Annotated in this window: 8 protein-coding genes; all 8 read left to right on the top strand. The window is 32.2% G+C overall.

Annotated elements, in window-relative coordinates:
• Window positions 1-67: 67 nt before the first annotated feature.
• A complete protein-coding gene (locus tag H9L18_RS00385; protein ID WP_126795439.1) occupies window positions 68-796 on the top strand; it encodes a 16S rRNA pseudouridine(516) synthase in 729 nt (242 codons plus the stop codon).
• An 81-nt stretch (window positions 797-877) separates the two neighbouring features.
• Window positions 878-2,284, top strand: coding sequence for a dipeptidase PepV (gene pepV / locus H9L18_RS00380; RefSeq protein WP_126795437.1), 1,407 nt, complete (start codon window positions 878-880; stop codon window positions 2,282-2,284).
• A 415-nt stretch (window positions 2,285-2,699) separates the two neighbouring features.
• The gene (locus H9L18_RS00375) at window positions 2,700-5,108 is read left to right on the top strand and encodes a SpaA isopeptide-forming pilin-related protein (RefSeq protein WP_126795435.1); all 2,409 of its coding nucleotides are present in this window, start codon (window positions 2,700-2,702) and stop codon (window positions 5,106-5,108) included.
• The gene (locus tag H9L18_RS00370) at window positions 5,109-6,128 is read left to right on the top strand and encodes a prealbumin-like fold domain-containing protein (protein ID WP_126795433.1); all 1,020 of its coding nucleotides are present in this window, start codon (window positions 5,109-5,111) and stop codon (window positions 6,126-6,128) included.
• Window positions 6,121-7,650 (top strand): SpaH/EbpB family LPXTG-anchored major pilin, encoded by a 1,530-nt coding sequence (locus H9L18_RS00365; RefSeq protein WP_126795431.1) that lies wholly within the window; start codon window positions 6,121-6,123, stop codon window positions 7,648-7,650. The genes H9L18_RS00370 and H9L18_RS00365 overlap by 8 nt, the downstream gene beginning before the upstream one ends.
• Before the next feature lie 71 nt (window positions 7,651-7,721).
• Entirely contained in the window at window positions 7,722-8,861 is a 1,140-nt protein-coding gene (locus tag H9L18_RS00360; RefSeq protein ID WP_126795429.1) for a class C sortase, read from the top strand.
• Window positions 8,862-8,867: 6 nt separating this feature from the next.
• Window positions 8,868-10,016 (top strand): class C sortase, encoded by a 1,149-nt coding sequence (locus H9L18_RS00355; RefSeq protein ID WP_126795427.1) that lies wholly within the window; start codon window positions 8,868-8,870, stop codon window positions 10,014-10,016.
• A gap of 556 nt (window positions 10,017-10,572) precedes the next feature.
• A complete protein-coding gene (locus tag H9L18_RS00350) occupies window positions 10,573-17,988 on the top strand; it encodes a Cna B-type domain-containing protein (protein WP_126795425.1) in 7,416 nt (2,471 codons plus the stop codon).
• Window positions 17,989-18,665 lie beyond the last annotated feature (677 nt).

Raw genomic sequence — 18,665 nt, 5'->3', positions numbered from 1 at the left:
AATGAAAGGAAGAAAGAAGCAATGTATTGTTTCCTTCTTCCTTTTTATATTAGGAGGCTAGAAAAAATTGCGATTAGATAAATTTTTGAGTCATACTGGTTTTGGTTCAAGAAAAGAAGTTAAGGAGTTACTAAAGAAAAAACAAGTGACCGTTAATGGTGTTTTGGCAAAAGATGGCAAATTTAATATTAATGAATTTGAAGATGAAGTTGCGGTGTCAGATGAAGTAGTTATTTATAAAAAATTTGCTTATTACATGCTGAATAAACCTAAAGGGGTGGTCTCAGCAACTGAGGACAATCTTCATCGAACGGTATTAGACTTGATTTCAGCACAAGACCGTTTACCTGGTTTATTTCCAGTAGGTAGATTGGATAAAAATACAACAGGTTTGCTACTTATCACAAATGATGGTGATTTGAGTCATCAATTGCTATCACCTAAAAAGAAAGTACCTAAACTATATGAAGCTAAAATAGCAGGAATTATGACTGAAGAAGATATTTTATCTTTTTCTAAAGGAATCACGATTAGTGGAAATGAAGAGTGCTTACCAGCTAATCTAGTTATTCTATCAACAGACGAGTTAGCTAATTCAAGTAAGATTCAATTAGAAATTGTAGAAGGCAAGTTTCATCAAGTGAAACGAATGGTCGAAGCAGTTGGAAAGAAAGTTGTAGAGCTTAATCGCCTTAGTATGGGTGGTTTAATTTTGGATGATTCTTTAAAAAAAGGAAATTATCGAGAGCTTTCAAAAGAGGAGTTAGAAGAGCTATTAAAAGTAAAAACAAAGTAATTAGTTAAAATATTATTATCAAAAGGTTAAAAAAATGTTATGATAGCAACATATAAAGGAAAAAATGGAGGGATTTTGAGGATGACAATCGATTGGAGAAAAGAAGTTGAAGCACGACGTGAAGATTTAATGAAAGATTTATTTGATTTATTACGTGTGCCAAGTGTGAGAGAAGACGATAAAGCATCTGAGGATGCACCAGTAGGACCAGGACCAAAAGCAGCTCTTCTTAAATTTTTAGAAATTGGGGAAAGAGATGGCTTTTTAACTAAAAATGTAGATAACTACGCTGGACATATTGAATATGGCTCAGGGGACGAAACATTAGGCGTATTTGGACATGTCGATGTTGTTCCAGTAGGATCTGGTTGGGACTCAGAACCATTTGAACCAGAAATTCGTGATAATCGTATTTATGCTCGTGGAGCGAGTGATGATAAAGGGCCTACAATGGCAGCTTACTATGCGTTAAAAATTATTAAAGAACTAGAACTTCCTGTTTCAAAACGTACACGCGTTATTATCGGAACAGATGAAGAAAGTGAATGGAAATGTATGGATCACTACTTAACAGTAGAAGAGAAACCAGACTTTGGTTTCTCACCAGATGCAGAATTTCCAATCATTAATGGTGAAAAAGGAAATACAACTATTCTTGTTCAAGTAGCAGGTAAAAATGAAGGTACTCTACGCTTAATTAGTTTCAACTCAGGCCAAAGAGCTAACATGGTACCAGACTTGGCAGAAGCAGTAGTGGAAGTTTCTGGAGATGTGTCTGCTTTTTCTAAAGAATATGAAGAGTATTTAAAAGATTCTCCTGTTACAGGTGAACTTTCAGCAGACGGCTCAAAAGTAACCATTAAATTATTTGGTACAGCAGCCCATGGTGCAATGCCAGCTAAAGGAATCAATGCAGGAACTTACCTAGCTAACTTCTTGAGCTTCTATGATTTCTCAGGACCAGCTAAAGATTTTGTCACAATCGTAGCTGATTACATCCATGGAGATACAGAAGGCAAGAAATTTGGTGTTAACCATGTAGATGATATTATGGGAGACGTAACAATGAATGCTGGAGTCTTTGCTTTTGATGAAGGAAAAGACAACAACACAATTACATTAAACTTCCGCTATCCTAAAGGAACATCAGAAGAAGAAATTGCTAAAGCTATTGAAGAAAAAGTAGCAACAACTAGCGCTAAAGTTATTTTAACTAAAGGTGGTAAAGGACCTCATTATGTATCTCCAGAAGATCCATTAGTTAAAACTCTTTTATCTGTTTATGAAGAGCACACAGGACTTAAAGGTCATGAGCAAGTTATTGGTGGCGGTACATTTGGTCGCTTATTAGAACGTGGTGTGGCATACGGAGCAATGTTCCCAGATAGTATTGATACAATGCATCAAAAAAATGAATTTATTTCAGAAGATGATTTAATCAATGCAACAGTCATCTATGCAGATGCTATTTATCGTTTAATTAAATAAAAAATGAAGTCATATAAGAACTGCTTTATCGAGTTCTTATATGATTTTTTTATGCTTTTGTTCATAAATGGTATATTTTTTATTTAAAAATAGAAAGAATATTATTTTTCAAATGAGTGTTATTTTTGCAACGATAAACAAAATAGTTGACGTGTTGAATAAACTATTTAAGAAAATTTGTCTAATATTTACTGAAAAAAACATTATTAAAGAATTATTTTTTTTATGCACCTTTTAACGAAAACCTGTGAACAAAAAAACTATTTTCATAAATTATTGACTAGGTAGAAAAAAATGAAAACATGAGAAGAAAACTCTCATTTATAATAAAAATATCCAAAAAGATATGGGAAGGAGAAAAAAAGGATGTTGACAATATTTTAATAAATTGTGAAAGAGAGGAGGTTTATAGGGAATGAAAAAGAAAAAAAGGGGATATTTGTTTCTCTCTTTACTGGTTCTTTTATTATCATTTTTTTTACAACCAATACAACTAATTGCAGCCCAAACAAACGATTCTATCATAGAAAAAAATACTGGAAGTGTATTTCACAAAAAATTACCAACAGAAGAAGAATCATCACGTAAATTATATTTGACGAATGATTCATCCCACCAGTTGAGGAATGTAAAATCTACACAAGTGGTGACAAATGAAAAGATGGAAAAAGTAATGTTTATTGATAATCAGACAAAAGAGTTAAATCAGGCAGGATTTGTTGATGATTTTGAGTTGCCAGAAAGAACAAAGCGCTCAGCTAAAGATTATATAACCGTAAATTTTTCTTCAAAAGAAGATTATCAAGTACAGCCAGGAGACACATTGAGTTTGTCACTTCCTAGTCATTTAAAAGGTACTAACGCATTGGAAATACCTGTTGTGAATGATGATGGCGTTCAATATGGAGTGATGGATATTATAGGTGCCAATGTTAAAGTAACTTTTAATGAGAATGTTGCTAATTACAAAGAACTTTCAGGAAAATTAACAATACCTGTATCTGGGGAAATCAATGTTGATGAAGAAGGAGAGTTATTTATTACTCCCGAAGGTCAAAGATATAAAGAACTAGAGCTAACTAGCAATTTGGGGACAGATTTACCTGAAAAACCTTATATTGTTTGGGAAAATGTTTATGATCCTGGAACAGGCACAGCAAAGATGTTTTTTAAAACAGGTGGAATTAAGAGTGATTATAATTTTGATGTTGTTGAATACCGAGTTCAAGTCAAGGCAGAAGAGTATGATGTTGAGAGTGATATTTCTTTCGTAGATACATTAGGTGAGTATCAGTATTTTCCAGATGAATCAGAATTTGTTACACCATATGCAATGAAGTTTATGGAGATTAATTATATTAGTAAAGCTGGATTGGGAAATAAACAAATGTCCATTGAAGAATTTGAAGGAAATGGATATGGAACGTTTCATTTTGAAGATGATCGTAGTTTTAAAATGACGTTTGATAAAGATAAGGCAAATGGCTATTTAGTTGATATCTATTACCGAGTTAAATTAACAGATATTGCTAAAACAGTTAAACCAGAAACTGTTAGAAACGACATTGTAGAAACTTATCATCGAGTAGGACAAGAAGAAAAAATTGAGCCAGACAATGTCGTAGTTCCTGTTACTTATCCTGATGCTACAGCCAGACCAATTAAGGGGACCTTATGGATCATTAAAAAGAAACAAATTGGAGATACAATGTGGGGAGAGCAACCTCTTCTTCCAGGTGTTACTTTTAATGTTTATCGTGAAGATGGTTCACTAGCACCAGGTGGAGAAAACTTAGTGACAGATAAAAATGGGCGTATTGAACTTCCTGATTTAGTTCAAGGAAACTATTATGCAAAAGAGATAGGAGCACCAGAGGGAATTGAATTCGATCCAGATAAGCACTATGATTTTACAATTGACGAATCTGCTAAATACGGCATTATTTTAGCTATTAGTAACAAGGCGAAACGTCCCAAAGGAGAATTTACAGCTCAAAAGGAAGCAAGCAAAAAAATACTTCAACCAGGAGAAACATTTACTTACAAGATAACTGTTAAAAATACAGTTAAAGATAGTCTTTTGAAAGATTTAGTCGTAGAAGATACGATGCCAGAAGGAATTGAAATAGTTGGTAACCTAAAATTAAATGGCAAAGAAGTAGGGGAGATTTTAGGCAATCAATTTAAGGTTGTTATTCCAGAACTTAGTGGTAACCAAATGGCTGAAGTTACTATTGATGTTAAAGCTAAAACAGATGCAGCAGAAGGCGAAGTGACTAATATTGCCAAGGTGACAGACCCAGAAGATCCTGAGCATCCAAAAGAGCCCGAAGAAAAAGTAACAATTGTTAGAGAAACGACACTTCATTTAATCAAAAGGGCGAAAGAAGAGGATAAATATTTATCAGGAGCCGTGTTTGAATTATATCAAGTAACAGGCTCAAATAAAGAATTAATATCAACTCATACAAGTGATGAAGAAGGCCGAATAAACTTTGAGAAATTAAAAACAGGAACTTATGAAATCAAAGAAATCATTGCACCAACAGGTTATGATTTATTAGAAGAAAGCATTCTGGTTTCGATTAATAAATATGGAGAAGTGACTTTAGAGGATACTTTATCAGAGATGGTCGAATTAAATAGACCAGATAATCAATTTGAGTTACTTGTTAAAAATAAAGAAAAGGCTCCTGGTGGTGTGTTGCCTCAAACAGGTGGTAGTGGAACGAGTCGATTTATAACTATTGCAAGTTTTTGGATGCTGCTGACACTGGCGCTAGGTAGTTACTATATCTATCGTAGCCGAAAGGGGTGGCACTAAATGAAACGTCTTATATTATGGTTTAGTCTTTTCTTATTTTCTTTAATAAGTATATCTACCTTGGAAGTGCGAGCTGAAGAACAAGTTGCCATTCACTTTAAACACAATAATCAATCAGCTAATAATACTTCTTTTTCAATTTATGGTTTATCAAAGAAAGAATATAACGAGGCATTAAGTCAAAAAGTAGAAACGTCCACTAAAAAAACAAGAGACTATTTGGAGAAAAATCAGATAGAGAAAATGCAAGAGTTTTTAGTAGATGATTCGAATCAAGCTATTCTTTATCTTCCTAAGAATAGACTAGGTGAACCTGCCTTTTATGTTATTCTTCAAAATCAACCTGAGGCAAGTAAAGAAAGTGAGGATGAGTTGTACGAAGCATTACCTAATTATATTTCTTTTGAAGCACTAGAAGAAATGACGATGTTAGTGGAAACAAAACCAGTTAGTTTAACGCCCACTGCTTACTTTTTTAAATACAGCTCAGGGTCTTATCAAAAACCTTTAGAAAATGCTATCTTTATTTTTTATCGAATGAATGCCAAAAATGAAAAAGAGTATTTAACACAAGTAGAATCTACTAGTTGGCAGGTTTTAACCAATAAACAAGAAGCGATGCGGCTTAAATCTGATTCAAATGGATTAGTTATGTTACCACATATCATCTTACCAGTTGGGACATATTATTTTGAGGAAATTGAAGCACCTCTTGGTTTTTCAATAACCGCTGAATCAAAAAAAATTCCCCTTGTTGTTTCTAATAAAGATCAGGAGAATATTCAAATGACGCTCAATCATGAAATATTAGAATCAAAAATAGCAGGGGAACTACCTAAAAAGGTAATAAATCAAGCAACACCTAAGGTTTTAAATGAACCAGTCACAACAAGTAAAGAAATACCTAAAATAAGATTACTTCCCAAAACGGGAGAAAGTGTTTTTGCTTTTTCTAGTTTAGGATTAATAATGATGTTTGTTGCATTAAAATACATGAAAAGGGGAAAAGAAAATGAATAAGAAATTAGGGAAATTAATGTCAATTTTAGTGCTGATGTTTCCACTTCTAGCCAGTTTAACGCTAGCTACTGAAGTAAACGCCGCAGAAGTTGATCAAGTTACGGTGAATTTACACAAACGTGTTTTTGAAAAAGGAGCTTCAGGAGAGAATCCTTATCCAAAACAAAATACAGGAGAAGAAATGCCTGATTTTGGAGGAGAACCTTTAAACGGTGTTACTTTTGAAGTTTACGATGTTTCAAGTAAATATATAGAGTTACTTGATACTAAAACAGCTGAAGAAGCGACAGCAGAAATTGTAGCCAATGCAAAAACTTCTAATTATGCACCAGATTACGCTAATAAAGTGGGAACACAAAAAACAGCGGGAGAAGGTATAGCAACATTTGCTAATTTACCTATCAAAAAAGATGGTAATTATGCAACGTATTTATTTGTTGAAACGAATTCACCAGGTAATATTAAAGAAAAAGCAGCACCAATCGTTTTAACGATGCCAATCTATAGAGGAAACACGGATGAAATTAATCCTAATATTCATGTGTATCCTAAAAATGAAAAAGAAGCTATGTTAGAAAAAGATTTAACAGAAGAAACAAAACAAAAATTAGCCGTACAAATTAATGGAGAAACTGTCTATAATGTTGAAAAAGGAGTCCCTTTTACTTATGGTCTGTCAGCTTTATTACCATGGAATATTAAAGATAAAGATTTCTACCGTGTAACAGATACACCAAATGAAGGAATGCAAGTTTTAATTGAAACAGTTGTGGTCCAAGGTCTTGAAAAAGATAAAGACTATACAATTAAAACAGATAGCACTACAAGAGGGTTTATTATTGAGTTTGATTCAACATCAGAAAAAGTGAGAGCATTAGCTGGAAAAAGAGCTAGTATTTCTTATGATGCTATTTTAACAGAAGATGCTAAAATTGATACAGGAATTAATAACGAAGCTAAAGTAGAACTTGGGACAAATGTTAATGGTGAACCAGGAGAACCAGAAGATCCAACTGATCCACCTGTTGTTGGGCCTAAAGTATATACAGGTGGTAAAAAATTCAAAAAAATTGATGATAAAAGTGGTAAAGTATTAGCAGGAGCTAAATTTAATTTAGTTAAAGTGAATACAGAAGGTAAGATCATTTCATATGCAACTTATCTAAATGGTAAGTATACTTGGAATGAAGCAAAAGATAATGCCACTTCTTTTGAATCAAATGCATCAGGTCAATTTGAAGTAACAGGTTTAGAGTATTCAGAAAAATTACCAACAGGTATTTCTTATGCAGTAGTTGAATATGAAGCACCAAGTGGTTATGCGATACTTGATAAACCAGTTATGTTTGATGTTGTTAAAGATCAATTTGAAACAGAAGTCCTATCTGTAAAAAATATTAAAAAAGGGTTGTTACCATCAACAGGTGGTAATGGTATCTATTTATTCTTAGTAGCAGGTAGTATATTAATGGCTGGTGCAGCAGTATGGTACCGTCGTAGTAAAGTTGAAACAGAGATTTAACGTGATAAAATAAAAAGCTGAAGCCAAAATGTTTCAGCTTTTTTGTTCTTAGGGGAAAAGGTGGGGAGAAAATGACATCAGAAAGAAAAGCTATTATATTAAAATTAGCAATAGTAACGACTTTTGTAGTAGGTGCCTTTACCTTTTTGTATCCATTTGTTGCGAATATTCTTAATGCACAGATTGATCATTACCGAATTGAGCAGTTATCAAAACAAACAGAGCAAGAGGCAGAAAAACAACAGCAGAAAGAAAGAAAACGAGCTGAAGAAATAAAGAATAATCCTACATTAGGGATTCAACTTGAAACAGAGCTATTTGATGAAGTAGAAAAAAGCAGCCCTTTAACTAAAAATGAAATAAGTGAACATCTGATTGGTTCGATTAGTATCCCCAAAATAAATAGTCAATTACCGATTTTTGATGAAACAACTCCTTCTTTTTTACAAGAAGGTATCACGTTACTTCCTGGTTCATCTTATCCAACGGGTGGTAAAAGCAGTCACGCTGTCTTAACAGGACATACAGGATTACCAAGTAAAAAACTATTTACTGATTTAAAGGATTTAGTGATAGGTGATGTGATTTATTTAAAGATAGCAGAAAAGAATTTAGCTTATAAAGTAGATCAAATCAAAACGGTTTTACCTAATCAATTGGATGACTTAAAAATACAAGAAGGCGAGGATTATTTAACGCTAGTTACTTGTACTCCTTATATGGTCAATACGCATCGCTTATTAGTAAGAGGTCACCGAGTACCTGTTGATCAAAAACAAATGAAGCAAAAAGAGCAAGAAATTAATAAGAAAAATAATATTGCATTAGTATTTTATTTGATGTTGCTAATATCTCTAGTGAGTTTATTGTTATACGTGATTTATAGACAGTATATTAATTATCAAATTACGGGAAGACGTTACCGTTTGAAAGTACAAGTACTTTATGATGGAATTAGTGAAGCTAATCAATCTTTTGTATTAGTCGATTCCAAAAAAAATCCTTCGTTAATTGAAACAAAGAGTAATACAAAGGGTGAGATTCGTCTTAAAGGAATAAAGGGTGGTAGATATTTGTTAATACCAAAAGAAGAAAAAGGTAAATCATTAGAAATTATTTGTTTTGTTAAACATTATAAAGATACTTATTTCTCGACTTGTTTGTCCAAAAAAAGCGATAGTCAATGGGAATTGAAAGTTAGTAAGGAGTAGTAAAAAATGAAAAAAATAGTCATAAAAAAATTAGGTTTACTATTAATTTTTTTACTAGGATGTTTAGTTTTTACTTATCCTTTTTATAGTAATGCGGCTAATTACTTCATTGATCAGTACCGTTTAAAAGAATTAGCAAAAAGAGAACAGATAGAAAATTCTCAAAAAGAGAACCAGATGAAGAAGAAAAACAATGCTATAAAAGTGAACGGTTTAGTTGTTCAACATGATCCTTTTGATGCTAGCCAAGTTGATACGACTTCAATTGATTTAAAAGAACATTTAATTGGTTCGGTGAGTATCCCTAAAATAGATGTTTCAATTCCTTTATTTGATACTATTACGAATCAAATATTAGAAAATGGAGCAGGTGTTTTACAAGGAACATCGATGCCAACTGGAGGTAAAGGAACGCATTCTGTTATTTCAGCACATCGTGGTTTAGCAGAAAGACTGCTTTTCAGACATTTAGATCAACTAAAAAAAGAGGATTTTTTCTTAGTTGAATCTGTTGGGGAAACTTTGGCGTATGAAGTGGTTGAAATAAGAACAGTCAAACCTGATGAAACTGACTTTTTAAAACTAGAGCCAGAATCAGACTTAGTCACACTCTTAACGTGTACCCCTTATATGATTAATAGCCATCGATTAATCGTGACGGGTAAGCGAATCCCGGTGACTGATGAGATGAAGAAAAAAGCAAACGCGAGTCAGAAAAAGTTTAAATGGCAGCAAGTAGCAATAATAGTTGGTATTGGACTATTCTTGCTTGGCAGTATTTTTGTAAGTTACCGACTGATTGTTCAATACTTGCTGAGTAAGAAATATTATGATGTCACTTTTTATATTAGTCAAACTAAGAAGTTACCTATTGTAGCAGAAGAGTTTATTATTTACCGAAAAAATAGCAAAAAACCGTTGAAGCGAAACGGACAATTAGTTGTGCTTACTAGTCAAAATGATGGGCAAATCGGAATTGATAAATTACCAGGAGGACAGTATGATTTAGCTTTAAGAAAGAATCCTAAAAAAATATTGGGAACTTTTGGTGTCACTTTATTAAAAGAAAAGAAAATGAAGTGGTTAAAAACTAAAAATAAATCAATTTCTGTTATTCAAAAGAATCATCGAATACGTATAGTATTAACTAAATAAATATAAAATTCACAAACTTAAATTAAATTTTAAAATAATGAAAACATCCAGAAAATTAGGTGAAACTATCTGGATGTTTTTTTTTGTTAAAAAAAAGACCTTTTTTTCGACTAAAATATAAAAATATACTAAAAATTTTGCCTTTTTGTTAAATCTAGTTAATAATCATTCTTTTTATATAACGTTTATTATAATTTATTTTGTGAAATTTAGGAAAAATAAATGAAAGCAATTTGACAATTCATTAAAGTTTAAAAATTACTATTATGTCTCTTTGTTATTTTAAAAACAATGTAAGTTAATCAAAAAAATTTTTTTGATTAGTCTACTTGAAAATTAAAAGGAGGGATAAATAAAAAAACAAAACCAATATTTCTAAAAATTACAGACACCTATATAAAAAGAGATAAAATTTTGAAAAGTGAATTGACTATACTAAGTAGGCATGTAAAAAGCTCTAATACGGGCTTTTTTTGTTGTAGTTGAAAAGGGAAGGGCTTTGCTACTCCATTTAGCTTAGTCAAATTTTTAAAATAAAAGAAAAGGATGAGTTAGAATGAAACAATTTAAAAAATGGTATTCACTTTTTGCGGTAGGAACTATTTTATTTTCTACAGTAATCCAACCTGTTCAAGCAGTTGTCGGAACGATGGCTAGTGAAACGGTAATTAGTGAAGTAAAGGAGACAAGTGAGTCATCGCAATTAGATGATATCTTGGCAACTAGTCAATCGACAGAAGAATTAAATCAGTCTTCTGATAGTAAAGAAAAGATAGAAGAAAGTACAGTATCTTCAGAAAAAGAAGTGACAAAGAATAATGAAGAGAGTCAACCAAAAGCATTAAAAAAACAAGCTACTAAAAAAGAATCTGAAGAAAGAGAACCAATTAACATCAAGGATAAAATGATTTCTCCAGAAAAGTTCTTTACGGGAGCATCAATTGAGGTTTATGACAAAAAAGGTAATTTGCTTGACCATGAAAAAGAATCTATTCCGATAGATGCAACGATCAGACTTGAATATGATTGGGAAATACCTGAAAGATTATTAAGTGAAGAGTTGCTTCAAGCTGGCGATTATTACGAAACGAAACTACCAGGAAAAATGATAATTGAACCTGGGAAATACGATTTGAATGGTAAAGATGATAAAGTTTATGGAACTTATGAAATAACAGCAGATGGAAGAATTCGTTGGGAATTTAATGAGTTAGTGGAAAAAGAACATGATATCTTTGGAACAACAGAGTATGCTAAAAGTTTAAGTAAAGAAATACTTGCAGGAGAACATAAGATATCAACACCTGTTAATGACGAAGTTGAATCAATCATTGTTAATGTTCGTCCTAAAAATGTAAAAGCTATTGAAAAGACATTTGATGGGCTTACAGATAACAAAAAAATTACTTGGCGAGTATCTATTAATAAAACCTTAGATTTACTACAAAATGCAACTGTCTCTGATCCCCTACCAGATGGAACAGAACTAGAGAGTTTAAAAATTTACTCTCAAACACTTAATTTAGATGGAAGTATTGCTTCTATTAGTGAGACGCCTTTAGTAGAAGGAACAGATTATATTCTGGATGGAAGTGTAGTTACCTTTATTGGTAAATATGCTAAAACAAGAGAATCTTTTGAATTAGTCTATGACACTAAAATTTTGGACAGTAAAATTCCTTATGAAGGTGGCTATGTAACGTTCGAAAACACGGCAACATTAAATAACAACAAAGAGGACTATAAGGCAAAAGCCAGTGCAAATCAATATTACAAACAGTTAATTGCTAAGTCTGGTGGTAGAGAAGTATCTTCAGGAAATGGACATATTTATAGTTGGACCATTGATTATAACTCTGGTGAGAAAACACTTAAAAAAGGAAGCTATATAACAGATACTTTAGCAAGCGATGTCTTAGATTACGATAAAGATTCAGTAGAAATTAGGGACTTAAATAATAACAAATTAGCTAAAGAGGATTATGTGGTGACATTTAATGATAAAACCAAACAAATGACTATCACGTTTCCAAATGGTTTAGATAAAGCAGTAACGATTAATTATTTAACAAAAGCTAATATTGTCATAGATGATAATTTATCAAATGAAAAAATTAATTTTAAAAACACCGTTGAAACAGATACAAATATCAAAGATGTCAAAGAGGGTCAAATTAATCGAAATGGTGTAACAAAAGACGTCAGAATAGATTATCGTAATCGTAAGATGAAATGGGATATTACGGTTAATAAATATAGGTATGAATTACGTAATTGGTCTTTAACAGATACGATGACCGATAATTTAACTTTTAATCGAGATAGCTTTAAGCTAAGAGAAGCTGGCAATCAAGAACCATTAAAAGAAGGCGTAGATTACAAATTAACCAATACAGAGCATTCATTTGAGGTAGTATTTTTAGGAGCACGTGCTGAAAAAACAGATAAGACCTATGAAATTTATTATGAAACAGATTTTAAGAGACGTGATGAAAAATTCAACAACAAAGTAGAAACTAGTTGGAAAGATAAAGATGGTAAAACGTACCATAATGATGCTAATAAGGACGTTAAAGTCGATAAAGAATTCGTAGATGACGCTAAAAAAGAAGTCAGCTACAATGCAAAAACTAAAAAAATGAACTGGTCAGTAATTGTTAACTATAACCAAGATACTTTAGAAAATGCCACAATTGTTGATCCTATTATTGGTGATAATCAAAAATTAGTACCAGAAAGTGTTAAAGTTTATGAAGGGCACCTGTATGAAAACGGTAATTTAGCCGGATTAATTAAGGAAGTTCCTAATGTTGCTAAAATAGAAGATGAAAAAATAACTGTTAATCTACCAGAAAAAACCAACAAAGTTTATGTCTTAAAATTTGATACGACTTTAGATGAAACTATAATTGGAAAAGGACGCTACTATAATAAAGCAACCTATAAAAATAAAGACCATGAAGTAGAGGTAGACGCTTCAACTGAAGCGAAAAATGGTGGTGTTTTTGCGACTAAATCAGGGGATCAAAAAGGAGAGTTTGTTAATTGGGATGTAAAAATCAATCCATCTCAATCAACTTTGAAGGACGTAACAATCATTGATACACCGTCTCCTAATCAAATCATTGATGAACAATCGATTAAGATTTTTGGGACCCATGTATCTATTGAAGGAAAAATTACTAAAAATTCAAAAGAAGAGTTAGAACAGGGCAAAGATTATTCTGTTGATTTAAAGAGTAACAATGAAACAGGACAGCAAGTTTTAACGATTAAGTTCTTAAAAGAAATTGATACAGCCTACTATTTAGAGTATCGCTCAGCAATTAATTCAAGTTTAAAAAATGATACGGTATCAAATAAGTTAGCTATAAAAGGTGAAAACGAACAAGTTATTTCAGAAGAAATTAGTTCTGAAAAAGAAGTTGTTGTAACAGGTGGAACGGCTGAAGGATCTAGTGCATCAGTAACAATTGTTAAAGTTGATAAAAATTCAAAAGATGAAAAACCTTTAGCAGGAGCTAAATTTGAATTATGGTCAGAATCGAATGGTCAGAAAAAACGTCTAGTTCGTTCAGGAGAAACAAATGAAAAAGGTGAACTTAGATTTGGTAATTTGAGAGCGAAATCTAATTATCTGCTTTTCGAAACACAAGCACCAGAAGGATTTACTGTTAGCAAAGAATTGCAACAAGGAAAAGTGGTTCAATTTGAAAAAGATACGGCTACAAAGAGTTTTGAAAAACTAGTTGTAAAAAATGATATTCCACGAATTGCTTTCAAAAAAATAGATAGTCAAACGAAAAAAGGAATTGCAGGAGCAACTTTTGCGATTATGAATCAAGATAATCGTTTTTACAATGGTTTAGATAGTCGTTATGCGGTTAAGTGGGTAGATAGTGAAATACAAATGTCAAAAGAAGTGAAACAACAGTTAACTTCTGATAATACTGGAGTTGTTAAAGTCACAGGTCTACCAGTTGGTAATTACAACATTAGAGAGTTAACGCCACCAGATGGTTACGAAGTGAAACAACAAGATGTTCCTTTTGAAGTTATTAGTGACTCTGGTGTTATCGAACTCAAATCAAGTATTCCAAATATTGAAAATGAAAAAATAGAGTATTTAGATATTCCAGTAAAAAAAATCTGGGAAGATGATCAAAACAGAGATGGTAAACGTCCTGATTTTATCAACGTGACATTACTAGAAAATGGTAAGGAAACAGATAAAACATTAACCTTATTAGAAGCGAATCAATGGCAAGACAGTTTTAAAGGTTTGAGAAAACACAATGAGAAAAAAGAATTAATTAATTATTCAATCAAAGAATCTCTTGTACCAGCTTATGAAAAACCAGAGATTGTTTCTAAGAATGGTGGTTATGAAATTGTTAATAAATACACACCTAAGACAACCCAAGTTAAGGGTAAGAAAATTTGGGAAGACGATCAAAACAGAGACCATAAACGTCCAGAAAAAATAGAAGTTAACCTTTGGGCTGATGGTAAAAAAATTGATTCAAAAGAAACATCAGCTGATCAAAATTGGGAATACACTTTCCAAAAATTGGCTAAGTACGACCAAGGGGAAGAAATTAAATATACTGTAACAGAGACAGCAGTACCTGGGTATAGTGTTGAAATTAATGGTTTTGATATAACAAACCGCTATACACCTGAAAAAACAAATGTAACAGCTGTGAAAAATTGGGAAGATAAGAATGATCAAGATGGTATTCGATTAAATAGTATTCATGTTCAACTTTACGGAGATAACGAAAAAGTTGGCGAAGAAGAAGTTTTATCTAAGTCAAATGATTGGAAGAAACAATGGAATAATTTACCCCTTAAAAAGAATGGGAAAGTTATTTCATATACTGTAAAAGAAGTAACAGAACTACCTAAAGGCTACGCCTCTTCTACAGAAGAAGTTTCTAAAGGTAATTTTGAGATTACTAATACATACGTACCGGAAACAACATCGGTTGAGGGAAGAAAAATTTGGAAAGATAACGATAATCAAGACGGTAAACGTGCGTCATCGATAAAAGTTAACTTAAGAGCAAATGGTAAAACCATTCAATCAAAAGAAGTTTCAAAAAGTGATGACTGGAAATATTCATTTGAAAATTTACCTAAATTTGAGCAGGGAAAACCAATCAGTTACACCATTTCAGAAGAACAAATTTCAGACTATCAAGCAAGTCAAGATGGGTATGATACTATCAACACTCACACACCAGGCAAAGTAAGTGTTCCTGTTGTAAAGGTATGGGAAGATAAGAATAACCAAGATGGCAAACGCCCAGGTTTTGTATCAGTTCAGTTGTGGAAAGATGGGAAGGATACAGGGAAATCTCTTGTATTAAACGAAACTAATCATTGGCAAGGAAGTTTTGATAACTTAGATGAATATCAAAATGGACAGTTAATCGATTATCAAGTGAAAGAAAAAGCTGTTTTAGGTTATGAAAGTTTAGTGACAGGAGATAGAAAAACATCTTTTGTTGTAACAAATGTTCATACACCAGAAACAACGAAAGTATCAGGAACTAAAAACTGGGAAGATAAAGACAACCAAGATGGCAAACGCCCAGCTTCAATTACAGTTAAACTTTACGCTGATGGTAAGTATGTAAAAGAAGAAAAGGTATCAGAGAAAACTAAATGGAGTTACACTTTTGATCAATTACCAAAATACGATAAAGGTGAAGCAATCAACTATACAGTTGTGGAACATCAAGTCCCTGAGTATCAGGCAACGTATCAAGGAAATAATATTCTAAATACTCATACACCAGATAAAGTAAGTGTTCCAGTCATTAAAGTTTGGGAAGATAACAATAATCAAGATGGTAAACGTCCAAGTTTCGTGACAGTTCGTTTACTTGCGAATGGGAAGGAAACAAAAGAAAAATTAGTATTAAGCCAAGGAACAAACTGGCAAGGAAGTTTCGCTAATTTAGATGAGTACGAAGATGGAAAATTAATTGATTATACAATTAAAGAAGAGACAGTTCCAGCGTATGAAAGTAGTGTTAGCGGCTCTTCAAAAGATAGTTATATTTTGACGAATAGTCATGAACCAGAAACAACGCAAGTATCAGGAACTAAAAACTGGGAAGATAAAGACAACCAAGATGGTAAGCGTCCAACTTCAATTACAGTTAAACTTTACGCTGATGGAAAATTTGTTAAGGAAACAAAAGTAACAGCCGATACAAATTGGACTTATCAATTTAAAGAGTTACCTAAATTTAAAGAAGGCAAACCTATTGACTATACGGTAACAGAAGAAAAAGTCCCTGGTTACCAAACAAAAATTAAAGGTTTTGATTTGGTCAACACGTATACACCAGGTAAAGTAAATATTCCAGTGAAAAAAGTCTGGGAGGATGCACATAACCAAGATGGTATTAGGCCAACTTCTGTAGAAGTAGCTTTAGTTGCTGATGGAAAAGTAACAGATAAAAAAGTGAAACTGAATGAGGAAACAAACTGGCAAGGAAGTTTTGATGACTTGGATGAGTATCAAAAAGGTAAACTAATTCATTACACTGTTCAAGAAGTTAACACAAAAGAAGGATATCAAGCTACAGTGGTTGAGACAACTAAAGGTAACTTCACAATTGTTAACAACCATCAACCAGCAGTGACTTCTGTTAAAGGAGTTAAAAACTGGGAAGATAAAGATAATCAAGATGGTAAACGTCCAGATAAAGTGACAATTCGCTTATATGGAAATGGAGAAGAAAAAGCAGCAAAAACAATTTCCAAAGAGCAAAATTGGGCTTATGAATTTACTGATTTACCAGCTTTTGAAAAAGGACAACCTGTTAATTACACCGTAACAGAAGATCAGGTATCTGATTATCAAGCTGGTTACACAGGATTTGATGTGACTAACAGTTATACACCTGGAAAAATAAGTATACCAGTAACAAAAATTTGGCATGATCAAGATAATCAAGATGGTATCAGACCTGAAAAAGTAACCATTAAACTATTAGCCAATGGACAAGAAACAACTCAAAAAATAGAGTTAAGTGCTAAAAATAATTGGCAAGATTTCTTTACTGATTTAGCTGAATATGAAAAAGGTAAACGGATTGAGTATACTGTAGAAGAAGAAGCTGTATCAGGATATGAGAGTGTTCTAACAGGTTCAACAGAAAAAGGATATACAGTAGCTAACACTCACATACCAGAAACAACACAGATTAAAGGTAGTAAAACGTGGAAAGATAAAGATAATCAAGATGGCAAGCGTCCAACCGAGATTACATTAAACTTATTAGCTAATGGTAAAAAAGTTGATGAGATAATTGTTGATAAAGCCTCTAATTGGAAATATCAAGTACGTGACTTACCTAAGTTTGAAAAAGGTGAAAAAATCCGTTATAACGTACAAGAACAACGAGTAAAAAATTATTCTGCAACAGTGAATGGTTTTGATGTGACTAATCATTATACACCAGGTAAAACAGCTATTGATGTTGTTAAAACATGGCAAGATAGCAATGATCAAAATAAATTAAGACCAAATGAAATCATTGTTGAGTTATTTGCAGATGGTAAGAAGACAGATAAAGAATTGATTTTAACAGAAGAAACAAATTGGCAAGGAGCCTTCTCTGATTTAGATATCTATAAAAATGGAAAACCAATTAAGTATACAATTAAGGAAGTTTCTATTTTAGGATATGAAGGAACAATCAAAGGAGATGCTGAAACAGGTTTCTCAATTACTAATACACTTAGAACAAGTTCAAATCATTCTTCTAGATTACCAAAAACAGGTGGCAAAACACCATCTACATCTTATGGTGTGACGAATACTAAGACAAGTAAGGGAAGACTTCCTCGAACAGGAGAAAGCCAAAATACCAATTTAATGGGACTTGGATTATTATTATTAACACTAGTAGCATTAAGAAAATCATTTAAACGAAAAGAATTAGCTGAATAGGTTGATTAAGATATCGGTTAGATAAGAAAAAAAGGTTAGCTTAAAGTAGAAGACTTTAGGCTAACCTTTTTGCATACAAAAAAACCACTAGCTCAGGCTAGTGGTAAAAAGGAGTTGTTTATTTACTTTGGAGGAGTAAATAAATGAAAAAGTTTGTTAGGGTTGTTTGTTTTGTTGGTATGCTTATATATTAGTCTGAAAATGTGATAAAAGTGTGACTAAATTATTCTAAAAAAAAGAAAAATCAATTAAGAAAATGATTAAATCAAGGAAAATCAACCTAAATAAGGAGTTATCAACAAAAACTGTGGACAAGTGTGGATAACTCTTGAAAAGAGATGCAATTAACAATGGAAAAGTCAACAAGAACAGAGGTTTGTTTTTGAGTAGTATTTTGCTAATGTGTTGCCAGATAAAGGTTTTTAGAGTGTTATTAGAGAGAAAATTATTTTTGAAAAAAGAAAAAAATACAAGAAAGGTAGTAAAAAAAATAGATAAAAAGAAGTGGATAAATTTTTTGTAAAAGTAGAAATGTGGGTAAAATAAAGAAAAAATGTGGATAAGTCTGTGGACAATGTGTATAACCTTGTGGAAAGCACTTGTACCAAGGTGGATAAATGTGCAGAACTTTTTGTGGACAACTATTAATTATCCACAATGGAAAAGAGAATAAATCT

The organism is Vagococcus carniphilus (assembly GCF_014397115.1).
In the GTDB taxonomy this organism is placed as follows: Bacteria; Bacillota; Bacilli; order Lactobacillales; family Vagococcaceae; genus Vagococcus; species Vagococcus carniphilus.
Note: the sequence above shows the minus strand (reverse complement) of the source record. Positions and strands in the feature narration are given on the sequence as shown.